The sequence below is a fragment of the Brevundimonas sp. genome (assembly GCF_046293315.1).
Taxonomy (GTDB): Bacteria; Pseudomonadota; Alphaproteobacteria; order Caulobacterales; family Caulobacteraceae; genus Brevundimonas.
In genome coordinates this window covers 1-593 of the sequence record NZ_JBKBPF010000088.1, presented here as the reverse complement: position 1 = coordinate 593, position 593 = coordinate 1, and the positions used below count along the sequence as shown (strand labels likewise).

Here is a 593-nt window from a genome sequence, read left to right as displayed (position 1 = left end):
CGCCGCCGTTGCTGCAGGCCTGCATGCGGCGGCGGAGGAGGAGGAGGAGGAGGAGGAGGCAGAGGCACCAGCCGCTGCTGCGCGCGGCGACGCCACGCAGCAAGGCTCACCGCAGCAGGCCTCCGCGAAGCAGGACTCACCGCAGCCTCGCCGTGGCGGCGGTGGCGGCGGTGGCGGCGGCGGTGGCGGCGGCGCTGACGGCGTGTTCCGCATGCCCGCCAATCGCAGCGAGGCTCTGGAGGCGGTGCTGCGGCGTGCGCTGGTGCGGGTGGGGTGGGGCTACCTGGTGCCGCTCGCTTGCGCGCGCCTGCGCGTGTTTGACGCCAAGCGCAGCATCCCGCTGGCGCCGCTGCAGCCGGTGCGTTGCGCCGCCGCCGCCGCCGCACGTGGCGCCGCCGCTCACGCCCGCGCCATCGCCGCCGCGCGCAGACGGACCAGCAGAGCACTCTGGGCTCGGCGCTGACGCAGGCGGAGTGCACGTCGGAGCGCGCTGTGCTGTGCCTGGAGCTGCGGCCGCCCGGCGGCGACTTCCAGGAGTACGACCCGCTGGCTCGCCGCGTACGCGTGCTGCCCTGGGACCCGGCGCGCGACGC

The 593-nt window shown here is 76.9% G+C and carries 1 pseudogene; it reads left to right on the top strand.

The features are described from left to right. Window positions 1-463, top strand: a pseudogene (locus tag ACK4SE_RS14165) (hypothetical protein); the annotation flags it as partial. Window positions 464-593: the final 130 nt, after the last annotated feature.